General features: G+C 49.2%; 19 protein-coding genes. 6 read left to right on the forward strand and 13 right to left on the reverse strand.

The genetic code is table 11. The features are described from left to right. Positions 1–8: 8 nt before the first annotated feature. Positions 9–1,211 carry a UDP-galactopyranose mutase gene (gene glf, locus ACO5JD_RS02210; RefSeq protein WP_021625393.1) on the reverse strand — a complete coding sequence of 401 codons (1,203 nt, stop codon included), beginning with the start codon at positions 1,209–1,211 and terminating at the stop codon, positions 9–11. 220 nt (positions 1,212–1,431) lie between these two features. Between glf and pta the strand changes: the two genes are divergently transcribed. Next, complete coding sequence (gene pta / locus ACO5JD_RS02215; protein ID WP_484987262.1) at positions 1,432–2,409, forward strand: phosphate acetyltransferase; 978 nt, start codon at positions 1,432–1,434, stop codon at positions 2,407–2,409. Positions 2,410–2,923: 514 nt separating this feature from the next. On the opposite strand, the gene ACO5JD_RS02220 is transcribed toward pta, so the two are convergent. The 3 genes from ACO5JD_RS02220 to pckA all read right to left on the reverse strand — a co-directional run bounded on the left by ACO5JD_RS02220 (position 2,924) and on the right by pckA (position 7,135). Continuing rightward, positions 2,924–4,360: an ATP-binding cassette domain-containing protein gene (locus ACO5JD_RS02220; RefSeq protein ID WP_484987264.1), complete on the reverse strand. Its 1,437-nt coding sequence runs from the start codon at positions 4,358–4,360 to the stop codon at positions 2,924–2,926. Further along, positions 4,338–5,387, reverse strand: a complete 1,050-nt coding sequence (locus ACO5JD_RS02225) for an ABC transporter substrate-binding protein (protein WP_484987266.1) — start codon at positions 5,385–5,387, stop codon at positions 4,338–4,340. Before ACO5JD_RS02225 ends, ACO5JD_RS02220 begins: the two co-directional genes overlap by 23 nt. Before the next feature lie 110 nt (positions 5,388–5,497). Next, on the reverse strand, positions 5,498–7,135 hold the full coding sequence (pckA, locus tag ACO5JD_RS02230) for a phosphoenolpyruvate carboxykinase (ATP) (RefSeq protein WP_484987268.1): 1,638 nt from the start codon (positions 7,133–7,135) through the stop codon (positions 5,498–5,500). A gap of 217 nt (positions 7,136–7,352) precedes the next feature. Here pckA and ACO5JD_RS02235 point away from each other — a divergent pair, with 217 nt between their 5' ends. After that, positions 7,353–7,841 carry a GNAT family N-acetyltransferase gene (locus ACO5JD_RS02235; RefSeq protein WP_484987270.1) on the forward strand — a complete coding sequence of 163 codons (489 nt, stop codon included), beginning with the start codon at positions 7,353–7,355 and terminating at the stop codon, positions 7,839–7,841. Between the two features lie 54 nt (positions 7,842–7,895). Here ACO5JD_RS02235 and ACO5JD_RS02240 read toward each other — a convergent pair whose 3' ends face one another. The 6 genes from ACO5JD_RS02240 to rnd all read right to left on the reverse strand — a co-directional run bounded on the left by ACO5JD_RS02240 (position 7,896) and on the right by rnd (position 13,088). Then, complete coding sequence (locus ACO5JD_RS02240) at positions 7,896–9,065, reverse strand: acetate/propionate family kinase (RefSeq protein ID WP_484987272.1); 1,170 nt, start codon at positions 9,063–9,065, stop codon at positions 7,896–7,898. A 90-nt stretch (positions 9,066–9,155) separates the two neighbouring features. Next, the gene (locus tag ACO5JD_RS02245; protein ID WP_035438066.1) at positions 9,156–9,503 is read right to left on the reverse strand and encodes an HIT domain-containing protein; all 348 of its coding nucleotides are present in this window, start codon (positions 9,501–9,503) and stop codon (positions 9,156–9,158) included. 36 nt (positions 9,504–9,539) lie between these two features. After that, positions 9,540–9,803 (reverse strand): exodeoxyribonuclease VII small subunit, encoded by a 264-nt coding sequence (gene xseB / locus ACO5JD_RS02250; protein ID WP_021625404.1) that lies wholly within the window; start codon positions 9,801–9,803, stop codon positions 9,540–9,542. A gap of 2 nt (positions 9,804–9,805) precedes the next feature. Beyond that, positions 9,806–11,194, reverse strand: coding sequence for an exodeoxyribonuclease VII large subunit (xseA, locus tag ACO5JD_RS02255; protein WP_484987274.1), 1,389 nt, complete (start codon positions 11,192–11,194; stop codon positions 9,806–9,808). A 34-nt stretch (positions 11,195–11,228) separates the two neighbouring features. Then, positions 11,229–11,903 carry a zinc metallopeptidase gene (locus tag ACO5JD_RS02260; protein ID WP_021625406.1) on the reverse strand — a complete coding sequence of 225 codons (675 nt, stop codon included), beginning with the start codon at positions 11,901–11,903 and terminating at the stop codon, positions 11,229–11,231. A 54-nt stretch (positions 11,904–11,957) separates the two neighbouring features. Beyond that, positions 11,958–13,088, reverse strand: coding sequence for a ribonuclease D (gene rnd / locus ACO5JD_RS02265; protein ID WP_021625407.1), 1,131 nt, complete (start codon positions 13,086–13,088; stop codon positions 11,958–11,960). A 173-nt stretch (positions 13,089–13,261) separates the two neighbouring features. Between rnd and ACO5JD_RS02270 the strand changes: the two genes are divergently transcribed. Genes ACO5JD_RS02270 through ACO5JD_RS02285 form a run of 4 tightly spaced genes read left to right on the forward strand, consistent with a single transcriptional unit; the run spans position 13,262 to position 16,049 of the window. Further along, positions 13,262–14,260, forward strand: coding sequence for a diacylglycerol/lipid kinase family protein (locus tag ACO5JD_RS02270; protein ID WP_484987276.1), 999 nt, complete (start codon positions 13,262–13,264; stop codon positions 14,258–14,260). A 10-nt stretch (positions 14,261–14,270) separates the two neighbouring features. After that, positions 14,271–14,696, forward strand: a complete 426-nt coding sequence (locus ACO5JD_RS02275) for a hypothetical protein (RefSeq protein WP_035438068.1) — start codon at positions 14,271–14,273, stop codon at positions 14,694–14,696. A gap of 4 nt (positions 14,697–14,700) precedes the next feature. After that, positions 14,701–15,549, forward strand: coding sequence for a thymidylate synthase (gene thyA, locus ACO5JD_RS02280; protein WP_021625410.1), 849 nt, complete (start codon positions 14,701–14,703; stop codon positions 15,547–15,549). A gap of 8 nt (positions 15,550–15,557) precedes the next feature. Then, complete coding sequence (locus tag ACO5JD_RS02285) at positions 15,558–16,049, forward strand: dihydrofolate reductase (RefSeq protein WP_021625411.1); 492 nt, start codon at positions 15,558–15,560, stop codon at positions 16,047–16,049. A gap of 256 nt (positions 16,050–16,305) precedes the next feature. On the opposite strand, the gene ACO5JD_RS02290 is transcribed toward ACO5JD_RS02285, so the two are convergent. The 3 genes from ACO5JD_RS02290 to adhE are packed head-to-tail and all read right to left on the reverse strand — an operon-like array spanning position 16,306 to position 20,451. Then, positions 16,306–16,965 carry a hypothetical protein gene (locus tag ACO5JD_RS02290; RefSeq protein WP_484987278.1) on the reverse strand — a complete coding sequence of 220 codons (660 nt, stop codon included), beginning with the start codon at positions 16,963–16,965 and terminating at the stop codon, positions 16,306–16,308. 24 nt (positions 16,966–16,989) lie between these two features. Beyond that, positions 16,990–17,790: an aminoglycoside phosphotransferase family protein gene (locus ACO5JD_RS02295; protein WP_035438070.1), complete on the reverse strand. Its 801-nt coding sequence runs from the start codon at positions 17,788–17,790 to the stop codon at positions 16,990–16,992. 36 nt (positions 17,791–17,826) lie between these two features. Beyond that, complete coding sequence (gene adhE, locus ACO5JD_RS02300) at positions 17,827–20,451, reverse strand: bifunctional acetaldehyde-CoA/alcohol dehydrogenase (protein WP_484987280.1); 2,625 nt, start codon at positions 20,449–20,451, stop codon at positions 17,827–17,829. Positions 20,452–20,479: the final 28 nt, after the last annotated feature.

Here is a 20,479-nt window from a genome sequence, read left to right on the forward strand (position 1 = left end):
TTCTCACCTTAGTGATTTGCCTTAATAATCTCGTCCGAAAGTGCCAAAGCAGAGCTAACAACACCGTCCATATCATAGTAACGATACTCTGCTAGGCGACCTACCACGTGGAAGTTAAGCAGACCCTCAACTCTTGCGCGGTAAGCCTTGTAGAGTTCGATGTTTTGCTCCTCAAGAATAGCGTAGTAAGGCGTCTGATTGCCACCCGGCTCGTAAGGCATGGGATATTCGCGCATGATGGTTGTCTTGCCAGGTAGCACCTGACCAGTAAGATTTTTAAACTCAGTAATGCGAGTAAAGTCTTCGCTTGTGGTGTAGTTAACGGTACCTACAGGCTGGAACTGATCGATATCTAGGGTCTCAAAGCGCATATCGAGAGAGCGATACGGAAGAGGACCCAAATCCATATTGAAAAGTTCATCTAGAGGGCCCGTGTAGATAACCTCGCCCCCATAGGGAACACCACAAACTTGTACGCGCGTCTCAGACACAGAGAGTACATCGCGAGCATCAACGTTGAGATATACCTCGATAAGATCGTGGTCGAGCATACGCTCAAAAAGGGCGGTATAGCCATCAACGGGTTCACCCTGATGGGGAGCAGTTGGGAAGTAGCGGTCATCGTCGCCCACAAAAACAGGAACTCGGCCAGTAATAGCGGGGTCAATCTCGGCAGGAGTTTTGCCCCACTGCTTCATCGTATAGTGCAAAAAGACGTTCTCATAAACATAGTCTGCAACCTCAGACAGTTCGGGGTCATTTGCCTCTCGAAGTTGCATAATGGGAACCTTTTTGTTTTCGCCAAAGGTTGCCACGAGCTTTTGGTAGAGGTGTTCGCCTTTCTCCTCGCCAAAGGCAAGCTTTAGAGACTTGTGATTGAAAGGCACAGGCATGAGAGTGCCATGAATATTGGCAAGCACCTTGTGCTGGTAATCGGTCCAGTCGGTAAAGCGCGACAGGAAATCGAAGCCTCGTTCATCAGTGGTGTGATAAATGTGGGGACCGTACTCATGAATAAGTACACCAGCCTCGTCAATGCGGTCGTAGGCATTACCTGCAATGTGCGGGCGGCGCTCTAGTACTGCCACCTTAAAGCCAGACTGCTCAGCAAGTCGGCGTGCACACACGGCACCCGCATACCCTGCGCCGACAATAATTGCATCGTAAGTACTGCCATTAAAGCCAGCGGGTAGGCCCATCTGTATGCTCATGTCATCCTCCTGCGCGGGTAACTTCCCCGCGCTTCTCTAGTGATTTCTCCTAAGAAATCACTATCTATGGCACAACCGTGCCAAACTGTCTGATTCAACATTATTCGAGAGTTTACCACGCATGACGCCAAGGCCTCTATAATGACCTAGAAAGGCATCAAATGACCAAGCAATGCCGGGCAAGGTGAGAAATTTTCTCACAAAGAAAAAGGAGAGATGCATGAGCGACTTCCTTGCACGCATGAAAGCAGCTGCTGCAGCTGATAAAAAAACCATTGTGCTACCAGAAGGTGAAGATCCTCGTACTATTGAGGCAGCAAAACAGATTGTTGCTGAAGACCTAGCAAATCTGGTCATTCTCGGTAATCCTGCAGAAATTGATGTTCCTGGTGCCGTTGTTGTAGATCCTGCTTCTGATGAGCGTGCAGAGGCTTATGCACAAAAGTTTGCCGAGATTCGCGCCAAGAAGGGCGTTACCATCGAGCAGGCGCGCGAGCAGGTTAAGGATGCTACCTATTTTGGCACCATGATGGTCAAGATGGGTGATGCTGACGGCTTAGTTTCTGGCGCATGTCATTCCACCGCCAACACTCTGCGTCCTGCTTTGCAAATCCTAAAGACCGCTCCTGGTACCAAGCTTGTGTCGGGCTTTATGGTTGTGTGTGTGCCTGATTGTGAATTCGGACAAGACGGCAACTTTATCTTCTCTGATATTGGTCTCAACATTGATCCTGATGCCGACCAGCTTTCTGAGATTGCTATCGCTTCTGCCGCCAGCTGGAAGGCATTCATGGGTAGCGAGGCCAAGGTTGCACTGCTTTCCTACTCAACCAAGAGCTCTGCCAAGGGCGATTCTGCTGACAAGGTGCGAGAGGCCATTAAGCTTGTAAACGAAAAGGCTCCTGAACTTGCGGCCGATGGTGAACTCCAGCTTGACGCAGCGTTGGTACAGTCTGTAGCAGACCTCAAGGCTCCTGGCTCGACCGTCGCAGGCAATGCGAACGTCCTTATCTTCCCCGACCTGCAGTCGGGCAACATTGGCTACAAGCTAGTGCAGCGTCTGGGTAAGGCCGAGGCCTACGGTCCCATCCTGCAGGGCATTGCTAAGCCTGTCAATGACCTATCTCGTGGCTGCAACGCCGAGGACATCGTTGGTGTTGTCGCCATTACCGCCGTCCAAGCCCAGCAAATGACCTAAGTTCACATCAATTTTGCTGTGTGCTACACACTAATGGGTCACAACTTAACGGGTCGCCGTTCCAGCTGCGACCCGTTTTTCTTTGCTCAAAGCATGCAGGCGCATGGCTTCATTCCCCGCAGACGGTTCATACTGCCTCACCCTCCGCAGACGGTTCAAAACCGTCGCTCTACTTCCACAAAAGGGGCTGCTCAATTTTTTACTGCGGATGCTTGGGGTTCAAAACCGTACCAAACGGCTCGAGAAAGGGCAGGTAAAATTGGCGTAAGGGCGCATATTGAACCCGATGTGGGAAAAAGGGCGTTTATTGAACCGCCTGCAGGTAGAAAGGGTGCTTATTGAACCCGTTGTAGCCACTTTTCCACAGAGGGTTCAAGACCGTACCAAGTGTGCGAGAAAAGGCCAGGTAAAAATTGACGCGAGGGTGCTTCTTGAACCCGATGTGGATGAAAGGATGCTTATTGAACCCGATGCGAGCAAAAGGGAGCTTATTGAACCGTCTGCGGGAAAAGCGCTAGGTTGCGTAGCTCTTTGTCGGCTTATGGAGCTGGAGAATAGAGGCCGCAAGAAGGGCCGCGTCACAAGCATCGTGAGTAGCAACAATAAGAGTGCGCCCAGCTAAATGACGCAAAATGAACTCAGCGCTCCGACGATGAGTTTCTTCATCCAGCGAAGCGAAGGGTTCATCAAGCAAAACAAGAGTACTTGGTGCAGCAAGTGCGCGCACCAGCTCAACGCGGTGACGTTCACCGCCAGAAAGCTGGCATACAGGCTTGGAAAGCAACTCTGTAGGAAGAATCTCGGTAAGCAACCTTTCTGCCTCTGCAAAAGGCAAACCCGTAGCAAGTACGATGTTACCCAAAGCACTGAGTTGTTCGAGCAGACAGGTTTTCTGATAGGCAAGAGAAGCACGCCCCACATGCTCAAGCTCTCCCCCATCAGCGCATTCTATCCCCGCAATAATATGCAAGAGCGTGGTCTTGCCCATCCCTGACGCAGCCATAAGACAAGTCTTGGAACCCGCAGCAAAACTCTGTGTAAAGTCATCAAAAAGCTGCTTTTCTCCGCGCGAACAGCTAAGTGATGTAATAACAAGCTTTTTTGAGGTAGGCATAGTTTGTCTCTTTTTTGCTGCAGACTTCACAGCCCAAGCAGTACAAACATCAGCCGACTGTACAAGTAGATGTAAAAAAACACGCTCACAGATATATGCAAGCAACACAATAACAATGGTCCACGCAAACACATCGGCTGTCTCAAGCACGATTTTTGCCTGATAAATGCGCTCACCTATACTCCCTGCAGGACTACCTATGAGTTCAGCGGCAACTCCCGCCTTCCAGCTCATACCTACAGTCATTTTTGCGGAAGCAAGCAAGTACGATTGGAGAGTAGGCCAAATATAGGCTCCAAACTGACGCAACGAATCAACTCGATATAGCTTGAGCATCCTCAAACGCTGGCTATCAAGTGCGCGAAAACCCTCGAGAGCTGCAAAATACGTCGCGGGCAATACGACAAGCAGAACACAACACAGACTCACCCAGGGTGCGCCAAACCAAATGAGCAACATGACCACAATGCAGACCACAGGCGTACTTTTGATAGCAAGCAACGCGGGACACAAGAAAATCTCAAGTGCCACATGACACCATGCGCTATAAGCCAGCAAAAGTGCCATTACATAAGCCAGCACAAAGCCGCCAGCAATGCGCAAAAACGACCAAAGTGCCGTAGTAACTACTTCACCATTCGCTAAAAGCCGTATTGCAGCCTGAAAAGTTTGTAGTGGTCCCGCAAGGAGCAGATCTGTTCCTACCGCAAGGGCCACAAGCTGCCAAACACACAGCCAGACCGCAACTGCTACTGCTATCTGCAGCAGTCTCGAATTACGCCATATGTGTCTGACCTGCTTTTTCACAACGCAGCTAATCAATGAAGTAGAAATCATCTTGCGGCAGCTGACCACCTACAGACTTGGGATTTGCCTCGAACAGCACTTTGAGGTAACCCTCTAGAGACTCTCGCATCTGATCGCCTGTAAGGCATACGAGATTGCAGTAAGGAATTGCCTGAGTTGCGATAGGAGCAGCATCAACAATACCCAGTTCAGCAACAACCTCGCCATAGATTTGTGGGTCTGCGATAACTGCAGCAACGGATTCGGCATGATCCTGTAAGAACTGATCCACAAGATCACTGTTTTGCTTGGCAAACTCGGAGCGAACTACCGTGACTCCCGTCACCAGACCACTATCATCGTTCACTGCACGTGTCCATTCAGAATTCAAATTCAAAACACGTTTGAGAGAGTCATTTTTCGTCAGAGCTGCAGTAACAAAGGGCTCAGGCAAGACGCCAGCAGCAGTTGGATCCTTCGCAAGCGCAGCGATAATCTCTGTCGGCTCGCTCACATACTGAATCGTCACCTGATCAGTCACACCCGCATTTGCGAGCAAAAATTGCATCACATAATCAGGACTGGCTCCTTGATTGGGAACATAGAGTGTGCGTTCTGTCAGATCCTTGAGCTGAGTAATATCCCCATCAGCACTTACCACATACAACACACTGAGCGTGTTAAGGTCGATTACCTGTACAGCACCCTTTGTCTTGTTGTAGGCAAGAGCAGCAACATTTGCCGGAAGGCAGGCGATATCAACTTCGCCTTTTACCAACAGCGGTAACACTTCATCAGCTGGATTGGTGTACATCTTGAACGCGTAGGAATGCTCGGATTTGCCATCCTGCACATCTTTTTGCAGCTTTGCTAAGCCCATAGAAGTCGGACCCTTGAGTGTGGCTACGCGTATAGCAACTTCGCTCGATTCGGATTTTGTCTCTGCACTTCCAGCAGGCGTTTTCTCTTGATGAGAGCAAGCAGAAAGTACTGCTCCAGCGCTCATTCCTCCTGCGATAGCAATAAAATCCCTACGTGAAAACGTATGCACGGCAATCCCTTCAACGCACGTTGACATTCATGTGACACTTGTACACAAACTATGGTAGCGCACTATCAAATGAACTCCTACAGTTGAACCTACAGGAGCTTAAGGTCTTGTCTTTTTGTGTCGCAAACCACGCGACGCTAGGATTCAATAATACGAGGACCAGCAGCGATCACTTCAGGATCCATATCGGGGAAGCGTCCACGCTGATTGTTGACAAACATAGCTGCCAACTTGGCCGCCTGCTTGTCGTACGCCGCAGGATCAGACCAAGTCAGACGTGGATCCAAGATACGATCGGGCACACCAGGCACAGATGTAGGCACTTCAAGGTTAAAGCGCTCATCATGGCGCCAACGCTGTTTGAGACCGCGCTGCCTCTCAAGCACACCAGATAAAGCCGCCGTCACCATCTGACGTGTATAGGTAAGACTAATGCGCTCTCCCGTACCATAAGGACCTCCAGTCCAACCAGTATTAATAAGGTAGACACGAGTACCCATTTCCTTCATACGCTCACCAAACATACGGGCATAAATAAGGGGATCAAGCGGCATAAAAGGTTCACCAAAAAGTGTCGAAAAGGTAGGTGTGGGCTCAACAATTCCACGCTCGGTGCCTGCAACTTTACTCGTAAAGCCCGACACAAACTGATACATTGCGCCCTCGGTAGTCAGACGAGAAATCGGAGGGAGCACTCCAAAAGCATCAGCAGTAAGGAAAATAACAACATTAGGTACTCCGCCAAAGCCGCCCGCAACTGCATTGGGAATATGTTCGATAGGATAAGCAACACGGGTATTTTCGGTTAGTGTATCGTCATAGTAATCAGGAATGCGTGTCACAGGGTCAAGAACGACATTCTCAACAACTGAACCAAAGGTAATCGCATTAAAAATTTCTGGCTCAGTCTCGGGAGAAATGCGAATAGCTTTTGCATAGCAACCGCCTTCAAAGTTAAAGACACCCTGATCAGACCAGCCATGCTCATCGTCGCCAACCAGCGAACGACGTGGATCTGCGGAAAGGGTTGTCTTTCCTGTGCCGGACAGACCAAAGAAAACTGCCGTCGTATGGTCATGCGGATCAACGTTGCAAGAAGAATGCATAGGCAAAACGCCTTCTTCTACTGGCATAAGGTAGTTCATGGTAGAGAAGACTGCCTTTTTTATCTCTCCAGAGTAAGCAGTACCTGCAACGATAATAATGTGCTCTTCAAAATTAATCAGGACACATGCCTCAGAATGCGTGCCATGCTTTTCAGGATCAAGCTTGAGTTTTGGAGCACAAAGTACAACAAAATCAGCAAAACCATAAGAGCTCAAACGCTCTTCTGCAGGACGGATAAGCAACTGGCGCGCAAAAAGCGCCTGACTTGCCATTTCGCACACTACAAGGAATTTGCGCGAGTAAATACGCATAGCACCCGCAAGACAACGCTCAGCAAAAAGCACATCACGAGAGCTGAGATAATCACAGACCGTCGCCTTTACCTTTTGATATGCCTCATCAGAAAAAGGCATATTGACCTTGCCCCAAGCAATTTTGTCATGCACATTGGGGGTATCAACAATAAAACGATCCTCAGGTGAACGTCCTGTGTATTTACCTGTTTCAACACACAAAGCACCCGTACTGGTTAAGACACCCTCATGTGCTTCGATTGCGCGTTCTACAAGCAACGAAGGGGATGAGTCAATGAGGAGCTGAGGGTGCGCAACGTCGACACCAACAGACATGAGCTGTGTGGCGACCCCGGACGTAGTCATTGCTGGCATGATGCCTCCTATACACGGTCTGCTTGACACATCCTCAAACGAGGATAGATAGACGTTCAATGGATACCCAAAGTGCAGAAAAATATTCTACGGGCAAGGTCTATTAAACAAATCCAATTAGAATCATTATTTACACGTTGGCGACAGTTGAGCATAGTTAGTTCATCAGTGGAAAGCAGAGCCATCGCGCAGAAAATTCTTGAGAGGAGCGCTCACGATGCAAATCAGACCTGCTCAAATAACCGATATACCAGCGATTAGCCGTGTTTTTGATGCAGCGCGCATCTACATGCGTAGCCATGGGAATCCCTATCAATGGCCAGGAAGCTATCCTGGAGAAATCGAAATTAAACGCGATCTTGCCCATGGCTCTGCTTTTGTATGTCTTGATACAGCACAAAAAATCTGCGGTTATATGGATTTTGAGGAGGGACCCGACCCTTGTTACCACTACATCGAAGGCGCATGGTTGGATGAAGATCCTTACCATGTTATACATCGCATAGCGACACTCAGACAGGGTGAACGTATTGGGAGCTTTCTGCTTGACTGGGCTTGCGCACGTGCACAGGCAATTCGCATTGACACACACCGTGACAACTACCCTATGCAGCAACTTCTTAAAAGCAGAGGTTTTAGAAAGTGCGGTGTCATCTATCTCGAGACTGGCGACGCGTGTCTTGCTTTTGAACTCAACCAAGCATAAAAATAGCCGGGAGCGCAAAGCTTCCGGCTATCAATCTCTGTGTTTTAAAATCGCTTAGCCAAGCAGTTCCTTAACATCGAGCGCAATCATATACTCTTCATCGGTTGGGACGATGAGAACACGAATCTTGGAGTCAGGGGCAGAAATGTCACGAACTTCACCAGAACGGACATTGTTCTTTTCCTCGTCAATCTTAACGCCCAACCACTCAAGCTCACGGCAGACACCTGCACGCATGGCAGATGAATTTTCGCCAATACCAGCAGAGAAAGCCATGGTGTCAACACCGTGCATAGCCTCTGCCATCTCGCAGAAAAGCTGGGCTGTACGATAAGAGAACATGTCGAGTGCCATCTGACAATTCTTGTCGCCCTTAGCAGCACCATCTTCGATATCGCGGGAGTCAGAAGACACGCCAGAAACAGCAAACAGACCAGACTGCTTGTTCATCATATTGTCAATCTCATCAATGCTGTAACCACCCACACGCTGCAGATAAAAAACTGTAGCAGGGTCAACGGTGCCACAACGGGTACCCATAATGAGACCATCAAGTGGCGTCAGGCCCATTGTGGTGTCCATATCCTTGCCATCTTCAATAGCGCAAAGAGAAGCACCTGAGCCCAAATGGCAGCTCACCAACTTGTGAGCCGTATGATTGGTGAACTCATCAACGGCACGCCAGATAAAACGATGGCTGGTACCATGTGCACCGTACTTACGGATATGCAGCTTATCAACCACGTCACGAGGCAGAGCATAGCGATGAGCGCGCTCAGGGATGGAATAGTGGAAAGCAGAATCTGCGACGATAACATTACCAATACCGGGATAAAGGTCGCGGCACATCTCGATAACATCCGCCTCAGCATAGTTATGAAGCGGAGCCAAAGGAGCAACCTCGCGGACCCAACCCAAAGTCTCATCGGTAACAACCTTGGATTCGGGGAAATACCAGCCGCCCTGAACAACACGATGGCCAATGCCATTTACGGTCTTGCCTAGCTTGCTCAAAATTTCGTTGACATACTTCATAGCGGTCTTATGGTCGGGAAGTTCAACGACGAGCTTTTGCTTGTCGCCACCCATCTCCTCATGACCAATGAAAGAGCCGTCAATACCAATGCGCTCGCAGTTACCCTTTGCATAAACCTCACGGGTATCAACATCGAGCAGCTGATATTTCAAAGATGAGCTACCAGCATTAATGACCAGGACGTTCATGAATCTCCTCTCGTGGTGCAGATAAGCCGCACTTATCATACGCCAATGCAAAGAAGCTCTTGCCAACGACAAGAGCTTCTTTGTAAACCCTTATACCTCAGGAAGCAATCCTTCACCAAGTGACCTGCCACCCAAGAGATGCAGATGTAAGTGCATCACTGTCTGGCCCGCAGCAGCACCTGTATTGGCAAGCACTCTAAAGCCCGTCTTGTCCACACCTGTAATGCGCGCAACCTCTGCAACTGCATGATTAAGCGCAACGATGACCTCTGCAGGAACGTTGTCAATGAGATTGTCATAGTGAGCCTTGGGGACAATTAATACATGTACGGGTGCTTGAGGATTAAGATCCCTAAAGGCACAGACCAAATCATCCTCATAGACATAGTCGCCCTCAATTTCGTGGTTGGCAATTTTACAAAAGATGCAGTCGGCCACAGCACTCCCCTTTCCTAGCAAAACATATATAGCAAGTTAGTCTTCATTCAAAAATGCAGTCGCAGGAGCAGCTGTGGTATCGGTAGTGGCCGTCTGGTCAGCAGAAAGCAATACCTGTACACGTTGCTCAGCATGAGCAAGACGCTTCCTTAAATCGGCCAGCAGCTCAACACCACGGCTATAGCGAGCCAAGGCATCTTCCAATTCCAAATCGCCCGCCTCAAGCGCTCGGACAATTTGTTCAAGCTCAACAGAGGCCTCTTTGAAACTCAACTCTTCTATTTTTTTGTCTTCTGCCATGGCTACTTTCCTTTCGTGTTGGACGCGAGATTCGACTCATTGCTCACTTTGCTAATTTGAGCGCAAGCAGAACCCTTGCGCAAACGCAGTTTGACGAGATCGCCCTGCTTGAGTTGGGCTACGTCAGTTACCACATGTCCCTCGCTGGTCTGAACAAGCGAATAGCCACGCCCTAACACCCGCAAGGGCGAAAGCGCATCAAGTGTTGCTGCTGAATGCGTTAGTTGCTGCTGATAAGGACGCAGAAGCCGCTGCCCTATACCATCAAGGCGAGTCTTATGCTCATTTGTTTTGCCCTGCAGCGCAACCATAATGCGCGGCATAGCATCGTGCAGACGCTCGGCACTCAGTTCAAGACTCTCCATGGGTTCACGAACAATAGCGAGGGGATCTTGCAGACAGCGATGAGCAGCAAGAGCATCAACTTCCTGCGCTTTACGGCTAAGTTCACGCTCAATCAAAAGCTTGGAAGAGTCGCCAAGCATCAAAATATACTGCTTACTTTTTGTCAGCATGCTCGACATAGACTGTCCAAGACGAATCTGTCTGCCATTAATAGCGGTTTCCAGCTCATTCATCGCAGGTGCAACAGACTCAGCAGCAGCGGTAGGAGTAGAGCAACGACGATCAGATACCATGTCGCAAATAGAGGTATCGGGCTCATGGCCAATACCCGTAATCACAGGCACGGGACAAGCAGCTACCGCACGTGCGAGCGCCTCATCGTTGAAGGTCATCAAATCCTCAAAAGAACCACCGCCACGCACCAATAAAATCGCGTCGGGATGTGCTGCTGCTGCAATCTCTAGAGCATCAATAATAGTTGAAGCGGCACCCGGACCTTGCACGGTACAACCCACAGCCTGAATTGCCACCAATGGATTGCGACGTGCAAGCGTGCGCTTTACGTCATCAATAACTGCACCAGAAAGTGAAGTCACCACACAGACCCGTTCGCAAAACAGGGGAATCTTGCGTTTACGAGCAGGATCCATCAGTCCCTCATGCTGCAGTTTGCGGGCAAGCTCGGCTACCTGCTGACGTAAAGCACCTTCACCGGCCAGTTTCATCGAGCTGATATTGAAGGAAAGACTTCCCTTCTTGTCATAGACTTGAAAACTACCCGTAGCCTCTACTTGCAGACCATCTCGCAAATCAAAGGAAAGTCTCTGAAAGCTTCCACGCCACATAGTGACGTCCATTGCAGAGGATTCGTCTTTGAGCTGAAAATAACAGTGACCACTGCGAGCGTTAGGGCCATGAAAACCCGTAACCTCACCCAGAACAGTTAGGCGGGGAATCTCGGATATTTTTAACTTAGCAAGACCCACCGCTTCGGCAACTGAATATGTGGATTTTTCTTCTGCGACGGGTTGCTCAGGCACGGCCATGGGTTCTTCTCCGTGTTCCCAATTCCAGCTCACCTTAACGCTCCCTTACGCGACTCGCATAGTACAAAAGCTGCAAGATCGAGACTAATGCGGCGGCCACATAGGTCAGAGCTGCCGCAGTTAGCACTTTGCGAGCACCGCGTTCATCAATGGCGGAACCACTCTGTCCCAGATAAGCAACTGCACGCCTTGAAGCATCAATCTCAACTGGTAAGGTTACCAGCTGGAATACCACTGAGAAGGCAAAAAGCAGAACAGCTATCTTGGCAAGACCAAACATGCCAGTAATAAGACCAAGCATAAAAAGAAAAACCCAAGCTTGCTGTGTAAAATTGACCACAGGCACAATTGCGGTGCGAATCTTCATCGGAGCATAACCATTGGCATTTTGCACCGCATGTCCTGCTTCATGACAAGCAACAGCAACTGAAGCAACCGAACCACCATCAAAATTTTCATCAGACAGGTGCAGCTTGTTGTCACGAGGGTCATAGTAATCCGAGAGATGACCCGACGTACGAACGATACCAACATCGTTAGCCCCCATAGAATCGAGCATACGACGCGCTACTTCAGCACCTGTTCCTGAATCAGAACCATCAATTTCAGACCATTTTTTATAAGTACGTTTGATATGAGCTTGTGTACCCATTCCCAAAACAGCGGTCACAATGAGTAGTAGAATATAGGCTCCGTCACCGTGATACATCCCAAACCCCCTTTAAATCGCTTAGTTTTGTTGTACCCAAGAAGTACCGCATACTTACAGCAACTCGATACGACCGTCTTTAACGGTAAGGCCCAGCTCGCCAGACAGAAGCCTTTGAAGGCGTTTACCTATGACTTCCTTACGCCAGCCCTGCAAAAGTACGCAATCACGCTTGCCCGAGAGCAGATCGTTTAAGTCATCACGAGTTGCCAAAAGTTGAGGTGCAATACCACACTCCGCCGCGCTAATACGCACCATCGCATTCATCAAATCGATAACACCCTCAGACTCCTTGGACGGACGCTCCTTGCGAGCACGACGAGGCAAATCAGAACCGTCCGACCTAGCTCCCCTACGAAGCGCTGCAAGTAAAGCTTCCGCATCTGAAGTGGAAATCTTCTCTGCTCCTCGGATGCGCTTCATACCATTGATGTCGCGAGGAAGGTGACGAGAACACTCAACAAGCACCTCATCAGATACCACCCATCGGCGCGGGACATCACGCTGGGCCGCCTTTTCTTCTCGCCACGCACAAGCCTCGCGCGCAATAGCAAGCTGCCGGCGTGTAAGTGAAGCAGAATGCTTGAGATGTATGTATGCCTCACGAGGATCACGTGTTAGCGAAATTTTATCGATGAGCTGCTGCATCTCGGGCAAAACCCACCCCAGGCGATCTTTTGCCAACAATTCATCCATCATCTTTTCGTAGATGCGAGGGAGATAGCGCACATCATCAGCAGCATATTCCAACTGCTCGGCAGTCAAAGGTCGATGTGACCAATCACTCAAAGACTGCGCTTTGGGCAAACGCACTCGACATGCTTCGTTAACCAAATCACCATAACTAATCTGCTGACGCATACCTAAAAATGCTGCTGCAAATTGCGTATCAAAAACTGGTTGAGGTACCACGTCCAGCACATCAAAAAGCACCTCGAGATCTTGACTGCACGCATGAAAAACTTTAATGATTTGTGAATCGACCATGATATGTGCCAAAGGCGACAGGTCAGAAATTGCCAAGGGATCTATCAGAGCAATTTCCTCATCTGTGCCGAGCTGCACCAAACACAGCTTGGGATAGTAGCTTTTCTCTCGCAAAAATTCTGTATCTACCGCAAGCATCTTGGCAGTACGCGCATGCTCGCAAAAGCTTTCAAGCTCATCTTTGCTTGTTATGTACACGCAATCTCCCCGGTACTGATTCTCCTGTAGATGGGGTATGTTTATGACTTGTGAAGCTAGTTCACGCGGTCATGCCTTCCCATCTTTTGGCCGTCTACCATGATAGCCAACGAAGGTAGGTAGGTGCGTTCGACACAAAGTAGTTAGTGGAGGATTTGATGCGGTGCTTAATTGTGCATAATTCACGCTCTGGTTTTGGCTCTTCAGCCATATATGAGTTTGAACGAGCACTGCTGAGCGGCGGTGATGAGTGTGTATTGCGCCTCCTTGCGGACAATCAACGAGCCGATGAGGCCGTTGTTGATGCCGAGGACTTTGACTTAGTGGTTGTCTCCGGTGGTGATGGCACAACTACTTCCTTATTGTATGCGCTACGCAATCGCAAGGTCATCACCTGCGTCTTCCCATCAGGCACCGCAAACCTCTTTTGCGTCAATTTAGGTACAGCTGCAGAGCCGCCCGCACTCGCACGCGCCTGCCGTATTGGACGCACAGCACAAACCGATTTGGGTGAGATTACCTTTGTTGATGAGCAGGGTACTGCTCATACTCGTGGTTTTTCCATCATGATGGGTACGGGTTATGACGCACAGATTATGCAGGCAGCAGTTGAAGGCAAACCAACTCTTGGTGAAGCAGCTTACTTTGCCGCAGCTCTTGCCAATGCTCACCCCGAGGTTCATCATTTCAAAATTACCGTAGATGGTAAGACCTTTGAACGCGATGGCATTTCTTGTCTCATTGCCAACAACTCAACCATACAGGCTGATGTTCGTATTGTCCCCGATGGACGCATGGATGACGGCTTGCTAGAGGTTATTGTGCTCGAGCAGTCCAGCCCTGTTAGTCTACTACGTCCGATTATGGCCAGTCTAGTAGACAAAGAGGGGCATAATCTTGGACGTCCTGCTATTGAGGTTTTCCGCGGTAAACATATTCGTGTAGAGCCAACAAAACCTGCCCCACTCGAATATGACGGAGAAACTTTTGATGGCAAAGTCATTAGCTATGAGGCGTGTGTATTGCCACAAGCAAACCGCGTTATCGTTGACGGCTTGAGCAGCTATCATGACTCTAACGATGCTCACAGCGAAGACAATCCTCGCTTTGGTGAAGCGATAGCACCTTCGTATCCTGCACCTTTGCATGGCAGTTTGCTTCACCGACCCTAAGGAGGCTTTCATGACCACTAATCCAAACAACCCCTTGCAAGAAGACTTACAAGAAGAGCAAGTAGAACCAAAGCAAAAGGAAACAGAAGCAAAACAAGAGGAAAGTGTTGTTATCGATCAATCGATCATGCCTGCAGTTCCTGCAGTAATCGAATCCATTTCTGGTACTACTTCACCTGATAACAGCACATCTGGAAATAAGGCTTATGTTATTGCGGGCATTGCGGTGTTGCTACTTTTCTTGCTGATTGGCGCTAGCTTTAGCGGTCTTGGCGCACTATTTGAAGCGGTGGGCGATGAGATGCTTTCCTCAGGTGACCCCTATGTGTTTTCAAATAATAGCTATGGTGGCGAATCTCTTGAAGATGAATCGAATGGGCTCTATTCAGATCAGCCTATGGACAGTTCTCTCGTTGGCGACCTATTGAGAGGATAATATTTTGAGCAAGGCAGACCAGATTTTTGTCGACATGTGTCGCAATATAATTGACCATGGCACTACCACCCAAGGACAGCGCGTGCGCCCTCATTGGGAAGACGGTAGTTCTGCTTATACCATTAAACAGTTTGGCGTATGCAATCGTTATAAGCTTAGCGAAGAATTTCCTGCGTTAACGCTACGCCGCACTGGTCTTAAGAGTTGTATGGATGAAGTTCTGTGGATTTACCAACGCAAATCCAACAATATCAAAGACTTGGCACCCCATATTTGGGATGAGTGGGCAGATGAGAGTGGCTCTATCGGCAAAGCGTATGGATACCAAGTAGCTCAAAAAACAAGCTATCCCGAAGGTGATATGGACCAAATGGATCGCGTGCTATGGCAACTCAAAAATGAACCTTACTCTCGTCGCATTATGACCAATCTCTATCAGTTTGCTGATCTACCTGAGATGAACCTATATCCCTGTGCCTTTAACGCTATCTACAATGTAACGCAGGAGCCAAACGAGTCGCGACCCACCCTCAATATGCTGCTCGTACAACGTAGCCAAGATGTATTAGCGGCAAATAACTGGAACATATGCCAGTATGCCCTGTTGCTCATGATGGTGGCACAAGTTTCTGATATGAATGCAGGCGAGCTTGTACACATGATTGCCGATGCACATATTTATGATCGCCATGTGCCTGTTATTGAAGAGCTGATTAGCAGGCCTCAATATGCAGCGCCACGGGTGAGCCTTAATCCTGAGATACACAACTTCTATGACTTTACAACCAAGGACCTTATAGTTAATGACTATGAACATGGTCCCCAGGTTAAAAATATTCCGATTGCAGTATAAGGAGCAGTATGCGAGCGATTGTTGCAGTGTGCTCCGACTGGGGCATCGGAAATCAGGGACAACTCCTTGTGAATAATAAAGAAGACATGCGTCATTTTGTACGCTACACCAAGGGCGGCACCGTGCTTATGGGACGCAGTACCCTCGATAGCTTTCCTGGCGGTCGCGCACTTAAAGAGCGGCGCAATATTGTACTGACACGTCAGAACGACTTTTGTCGCGAGGACATAGAACGTGCTGCTTCTGTAGAAGAAGCACTAGAGCTTGTGAGTACAGAGCAACCCGATAAGGTATGGGTTATTGGTGGTAGCTCCGTTTACCGTCAGCTGCTCCCCTATTGCAGCGAGGTTGTTGTAACCAAAAATGACTGTCTGCGTCGTGCTGATGCTTTCTTCCCCAATCTTGATGAGGATCCTAGCTGGCAGCTTGCCGAAATCAAAGATGGTGGCAGCACTTCCGAAGGTATCCCTTTCTCATTCGTCCGCTATACCCGCGCATAAACCACACGCTTCCCTATCACAGCTTTTCCTATGAAAGTTGGGGGCAGCTATCTTGTGTTACATCGCGGAGCTTCGATAGATGGTTCATTTTTCGAACTATAGGAAAATGTGACCTGCGACTTTACGCTTGCTTACCCCGAAACTTGAACCATTTGCGATTTGTACGGGCACGTATTTTCCTATATGCCTGTCCTGCTCATACAAAAAGAGCCTCCCTTTCGAGAGACTCTTTTTGTTACTGTCGTTATGACTTTAACTACTGCTGCAGTGCAGTACCCATTTTATTCATGCCACCAAAAAGCGTGTTATTGAAATCGTTCATGCTCTTGGCTTCAAAGTCCCACTTGTCCTTGGAATTCTTCTTGAGATCAAGAGTAATGTCCTGGGTCTTGGTATCAGCCTTTTCAATGCAAGCATAGAGCTTTTCAAAGACAAACTTATAGAGTGCTGTTGTGTCATTGCCAGACTTAGAATAAATATTCGTCATTTCATCTTTGATGCTATCACTGGATAGCTCAGTCTGGAATGCCTTGGTGGCGGCCTCAAAGTCCTTGGTGGTTACTGAAAGCTTGGCGGTAGCCTTGTCGCCATTAACCTCAATATCGCCAATCTTGTAGTCAAAGTCCAGGAAAAGATAGTGGAACAAATCATCTGGAACGATACCAATTTGCTCGATTGCCGCAAAGGAGGAATCCAGATACTCAATTTCATCCTTGGTGGCACCTGCTTTGGTCATTGCCTTTTTGATGGACTTGACCGTAGGATTCTTGAAGGTATCAAGGACATCCTCAAGACCTTCCTGAATGACCTGCTTGTCATTATTACCACAGCCAGTTACACCTAAACTGATTGCAACTGCCAACACACAAGTGCATGCTAGACCAAAAAAACGCTGAATCTTGGAATTAAGCTTCATCTCTTTTCCTCCTGATTAAAAGATTTACTGGAAATCGCCTGCATTAACTTGTGCCATTAAGAAGTCCTCGTCGCGCTTACGACCGCGAGCAAGCTCGGCTGCAGCAACGACAGGTACCCAGTAGTGAATCTTCTGCTTGGCAACATCAGCCTTACGGGTGTAGAGCTCAAGATAGCTCTCAGCCCAAATGGGATGACGAAGCTTGAGCAGCAGATAAGTCTGGGCAGCATCCACCACAGGATCGCCAGAGGTAACGTGTGCCCAGTCGCAGATGTAGAGCTCCCCATCATCAGCAACGATGATATTGCTGGGAACAAAGTCACCATGGCAAACCGCACCGATGTTGTGCAGACCATCAACACGCAGCTCAAGGTCATAGCGAGTCGAAGGGTCTATTGCCTTAACCGAATTGACCATACGAGCAAGCTTGTCCTTTTGGCGATTAAGCAGAGGTGCCTTGACGTTTTGGACAGAAATCTGCAGGTCAACCATCTTTTCGGTGAACTCTTGAAGCTTGTCTAGATCAGGATTGTTTTTGTCGGGGTAGGAAACCTCACTTGCGATATCGCGCAGAGTACGACCAGGGATGTAGCTGTTAGCAATAGCCCAGCTGCCATTCCACTCACCGCCCTCAATGCGCGAGACCTCGAGCACCTCAGATACCTTGATGTCAGTACCCATAATACGAGCAGTGTTGAGTGCCTCATTAAAAACATCAGAGGCAGGCTTTTGGTCGTTAAAGACCTTCACAACGCGGTTACCATCCTGGTAAACCACCTTGTTATGGCGACGTGCAAGTTCAGTTTTACTATCAGAGAGCTTCATGTCCATCCCTTCTTTTAAGAAACGGTACAGATTGGCTTATGCGTCGTAAGAACTAGCGGGACGACCATAGTAGGCGTCGAGATAGAGCTCACGGATCTCAGAGACCAGCGGATAGCGAGGATTGGCGCCTGTGCACTGATCGTTGAAGGCATTAAGACTCATCTCGTCGAGGGTATCAAGGAAGTACTTCTCATCAACACCGTACTCGGCAATGGTGTGCTTGACACCTACATGATCAAAGAGCTCGGCGATCTTTTTGAGGAAGTTCTCAAAGACTTCTTCATCCGTCTTGCCCTCACACCCACAGTAACGACCACACTCAGCATAGCGAGCCAAGGTCTTGGGATGATCATACTGAGGGAAGGTCCCCATCTTAACGGGGCGCTCAGAGGAGTTGTAGCGCATAACACGCTGAAGCAACACTGCATTTGCCCAACCATGAGGAATGTGGTGATAGGCGCCTAGCTTGTGAGCCATGGAGTGATTGACACCCAAAAATGCATTTGCAAAGGCAAGGCCACCCAAGCAAGAAGCATTGGCCATGTGGTCACGTGCCTCGACATCGTTGGGGTTATCATAGGCACGAGGCAGGTAATCAAAGACGTTCTTCATACCGCGCAGGGCCCAAGAGTCGGTAAAGTCACTCGACATCACCGAGACATATGCCTCAAGGCAGTGCGTCAACACGTCAACGCCCGATGCAGAAGTCAAGCCCTTGGGCTGAGTCATCATGTTGTCGGTATCTACGATAGCCATATTGGGCATGAGTTCGTAGTCGGTGATGGGGTACTTAACACCAGTCGTCGCATCGGTAATGATGGAGAACGGTGTTACCTCAGAGCCAGTACCTGAGCTAGTGGGAATAGCGACAAAGAAGGCTTTCTTGCCCATCTTGGGGAAGTCATAGACACGCTTGCGAATGTCCATGAAGTCCATGGCCATATCAGCAAACTTCTCCTCAGGGTTCTCATACATGGCCCACATGATCTTGCCGCAGTCCATAGCAGAGCCGCCACCGATTGCGATAATGCAATCAGGCTCGAAGGCACGCAGCTGGGTTAGGCCCTCTTCTGCAGACTGGAGCGTGGGGTCGGGAGCGACATTCCAGAAGCTGGAGTGAGCAATGCCCTGAGCATCCAGGCTCTCCTCAATCTTTTTGGTAAAGCCAGACTTAAAGAGGAATTGGTCGGTCACGATGAAGGCGCGCTTCTTGCCGTAGACAGCACCCAGTTCACGCAGCGCCACAGGCATGCAGCCCTTCTTGAAATAGACCTTCTCGGGAGTACGTACCCACAGCATGTTCTCACGCCTCTCTGCCACCGACTTGGTATTGAGCAGCTGGTGGACGTCAATGTTGCCGGAGAAGGAGTTGCCGCCCCAAGAGCCGCAACCCAGCGTTAGCGACGGGGTTAGAGCAAAGTTATAGATGTCACCAATACCACCTTGCGAAGAAGGAGTATTGATAAGCACGCGGCTAGTCTTCATAGCAGCTGCGTGAGCGGAGATCTTCTCGCGCTCATTTACGTTGACATACAGCGAAGAGGTGTGACCATAGCCACCATCGGCAACCAGACGCTCTGCTTTAGCAAGAGCTTCCTCAAACGTCTCAGCCTTGTACATGCCAAGCACAGGAGAGAGCTTCTCGTGAGCCATCTCTTCTGCAGGAGAGACATCGCTGACCTCACCGATAAGGATCTTGGTGCCCTCAGGAACCTCAACGCCTGCCATGTGAGCGATGGTATGGGCAGACTGGCCAACAATCTTGGCATTGACGCCACCGTTGATGATAACGGTCTTTTTGACCTTCTCGAGGTCATCACCATACAAAAAGACGCAGCCACGACGCTCAAACTCAGCTTTGACTTCATCATAGATGTCAGCCAAAACAGTCACAGACTGCTCGGAAGCACAAATCATGCCATTGTCAAAGGTCTTGGAATGGATGATGGAGTTAACGGCAAGCTTAATGTCGGCCGTAGAATCAATAATGGCAGGTGTGTTGCCAGGACCAACACCAAGAGCAGGAGTACCTGAGCTATAGGCAGCGTTCACCATGCCAGGGCCACCGGTAGCCAAAATGATATCTGCCGAGCGCATAAGACCATTGGTAGCAGCGAGCGAAGGAGAAGCAATCCAGCCAACAACGCCTGCAGGTGCACCTGCGCTAACAGCTGCCTCGGCAATGATACGAGCAGCCTCAGCTGTGCAATTCTTTGCACGAGGATGCGGAGAGATCATGATTGCATTGCGGGTTTTAAGGCACAGCAAGCACTTAAAAATTGCCGTAGAGGTGGGATTGGTAGTAGGAATAACTGCCGCTACAACACCCAGAGGCTCTGCAACCTTGGTCATACCAAACGCAGGATCTTCATCTACTACACCACAGGTCTTGGTGTCTTTGTACTTGTTGTAAATGTATTCGGAGGCAAAGTGATTTTTGATAACTTTGTCTTCCATGATGCCCATGCCCGTCTCCTCGACGGCCATCTGAGCAAGCGGAATACGCGCCTTATTGGCTGCCATTGCCGCTTCGTAGAAAATCTTGTCAACTTGCTCTTGGGTATACGTCGCGAAGATGGCTTGTGCCTCGCGCATTTGCGCAAGCGCTCCATCGAGCGCGTCGTCGCTATCCACGACGATATAGGCTTGTTTGTCTGCCATGGCTCCCCTTCCCATGTCGGATGCGAGT

The organism is Olegusella sp. (genome assembly GCF_057238325.1).